A 2,444-nucleotide genomic window follows, 5' to 3' on the forward strand; every position below is an offset into this window, starting at 1 on the left:
GGGGCAGTGTGTCCGGATAACAGAAATTGACCAATTATTAGGCAATCACGCCCGCAGCTGAGCGGTCATGGCGCTAATCTACCCAGCCTGCGAGACTTGCTGGGTCGCTATGAGAAATCCGGGCTAGAAGAAGCAGCGCTTGAGGCAACGAGTAAACCTCCAAAAGAAATTTGGCTAAAGCTCACAGAGGCTGCAAAGTCTATGGGCTTAGAGGATCGTTGTGAATTCTACAGCCAGCAAATTCAAAACAGTTAACAAGGCCAAGCAGCATCGCGCACTACGTGCGCTGGACCTCGCTACGCTCGGCCGCTGTTGGCGGCGTTAGTGGCCCTGGCCCTGTGGTTTTTTGGGGCAGGTTCGGTGCCAAACCCGCCAAGCCGCTGTCAGGTTCGGTTGCTCAGCAGAAATGGGCGGTGGTGAAAGTGGTGTGCAATGTTCATGGGGCAACCCGCCGCTGCACGCCGTATAAGGGGCCAGTTCAGTGCTCTGGTTCCTGTCGCCATGGGTCCAGTTCGTGCAAGCTGTTACGGAGTTAGCCTGCGAAGTTTGGTGTTGGAAATCAGGTCCAGTGGTTCACGGCACTAACAAGGCCAGTCACAGCGACGCCTTTTCCATTGCGGCTTCGCCTCCATTCCAAAGTCGCGCGTGCTGAGCGGCGTTATAAGTAATAGGGAAATCCGCATGATCAACAAGGCAGTTTTAATTCTTTTGTTTTTATTATCAGGATCAGCTATCGCTGAGGAAAAACCGCCTGAGCTTTGGTCATGGTTTAAAGATCTGAACAAATCCAAAGAGGCCTGCGAGATACAAAGCTCTTATGCTCTACAAGTCCTGGGGCTAGAGAATCAGGTTGAGAATGAGTACGGAATATACGGGAACGTAAAGTCAAATCGTGTTGTAGTTAAGTGTATAGAAATATCACCTATCCAAAGCAAGCTCATGGTTGCAGTTGCTGGCTACAATAGAGATTCCGTTGAGCTTGTGAGAAATAAAATTATTGATTCAATTCAGTAGTATAGAGCTTATAACAAGGCCAGGCACGGCGACGTCTACTACATTGCGGCTTCGCCTCCATTCCGCAGCCGCGCATGCTGGCTGGCGTTAAAAGATGAGGGTTTTGGGCTGGTCGCTGGTTTGAAAGTTAGTTGCCAGTGGTAGGCAGGTTGTCCGAAAGGCTTTCCCAAGTTCGCATGCTTGGCGGCTTCATTTTGCTGCCTTCGGAAAGCGGGGAATCAGCTTTATAGTTTATTTGCTTCGGTGTGGGTTGCTTTCAGCTACCCATTCCGGCAATTTTAGGTTGGCGGCTCCGGTTTGGTGCCGCCGTTTGGCCACAGGTTCGCTGCGCTCACAACGTGCCGTTAGCTTGCTTTGTGGCTCTCATCGTTTAACCAGTGTCTGCTGTGGACTGCCTTCCACTTCGTTCCAGGCAGCCACAGAGCCAGGCGTTATAACCTTTCAGGGAAGTTATGAGCAGGGAAGTAGAAGAGTATAAATCTTTCGTTGATTCACTCGTTGGTATCAAAGACTCTGCTGCGGCGGATTGGGCGCGAGCAGGTCGCTTTCCAGAGGTTCCCGAGAACGAAAGCGTAAACCAGCTGCTCGCCTCCCTAACTGACGCCCAAAGAGCGGTTCTGGGCTCAGTCATCCAAAGTGCTAAAGAGTCTGGAGTTCACGACGCTTTGGTTTATCTGAACGAGAAGATGGTTTCTGGAGAAATTCAGATCACGCAGAGTGGTGCAGAGCTACCCGTTGAGCCATTTGGAACGGAGCTCTATTTTGACTGGATTGCTCGATGCGAGGGTGATGAGTGGCCCGAGTAATCGGTTATAACAATTCGCTCAAGTACGCTCCGGCCTTCGGCCTCCACCGGACGGCCTTGTCAGGCCGCCGCTTAGCTTGGCGTTAGGCATTACTAAGGAACTCGGTATGGTCCTCACCAAGGAAAAAGGTGGGCTAAAGCTCTTGATGGCTATCTGTGTCGTTTTACCGGTCTACGCTCATGGTTATTCCGCGTGGAAAGGCGGCTTCACTGAGGCTGGGTTTCAAGTACATCTCTATATTTTGCCGTTCTCCATACTCTTCTTTCTATTTGCTCTATCAATTCATCGGTCGTTGAGAAATAGGTTGGCGGTCACAGATTCCGGCCTTTTGGTGGAGGACTTTTCGAAAGTTGAGTTTCCGTGGGATGTGATCGAGCGAGTCTCCACGAGGCCGCAACTTTTACCACGAGGTGGCGCATGCCTGTGGCTAGTGTTAAAAACGGAGTGTGATAGCAAGTACACAAACCGGAAAGTACGAAAACTCAATCGCCTGATCGGTGAAGTGGACCCCGAAATTTGGACAGGTGCCTAAGCTCTGATTCATCATCTCCACAAGGAGGAGAATCATGAGCAAGAAACGCAAGCAATACAGCGCATCATTCAAATCCAAAGTCGCCCTGGCCG

General features: G+C 50.9%; 3 protein-coding genes. All 3 read left to right on the top strand.

The genetic code is table 11. The features are described 5' to 3' along the window. Positions 1-681 precede the first annotated feature (681 nt). The 3 genes from EB809_RS20815 to EB809_RS20825 all read left to right on the top strand — a co-directional run bounded on the left by EB809_RS20815 (position 682) and on the right by EB809_RS20825 (position 2,352). The gene (locus tag EB809_RS20815; RefSeq protein ID WP_123636774.1) at positions 682-1,014 is read left to right on the top strand and encodes a hypothetical protein; all 333 of its coding nucleotides are present in this window, start codon (positions 682-684) and stop codon (positions 1,012-1,014) included. 452 nt (positions 1,015-1,466) lie between these two features. Further along, on the top strand, positions 1,467-1,820 hold the full coding sequence (locus EB809_RS20820) for a DUF6547 family protein (RefSeq protein ID WP_123636775.1): 354 nt from the start codon (positions 1,467-1,469) through the stop codon (positions 1,818-1,820). A gap of 106 nt (positions 1,821-1,926) precedes the next feature. Beyond that, positions 1,927-2,352 (top strand): PH domain-containing protein, encoded by a 426-nt coding sequence (locus tag EB809_RS20825; RefSeq protein WP_123636776.1) that lies wholly within the window; start codon positions 1,927-1,929, stop codon positions 2,350-2,352. Positions 2,353-2,444: the final 92 nt, after the last annotated feature.

The sequence above is a fragment of the Marinobacter sp. R17 genome (assembly GCF_003789045.1).
Lineage (GTDB): Bacteria > Pseudomonadota > Gammaproteobacteria > Pseudomonadales > Oleiphilaceae > Marinobacter_A > Marinobacter_A mangrovi.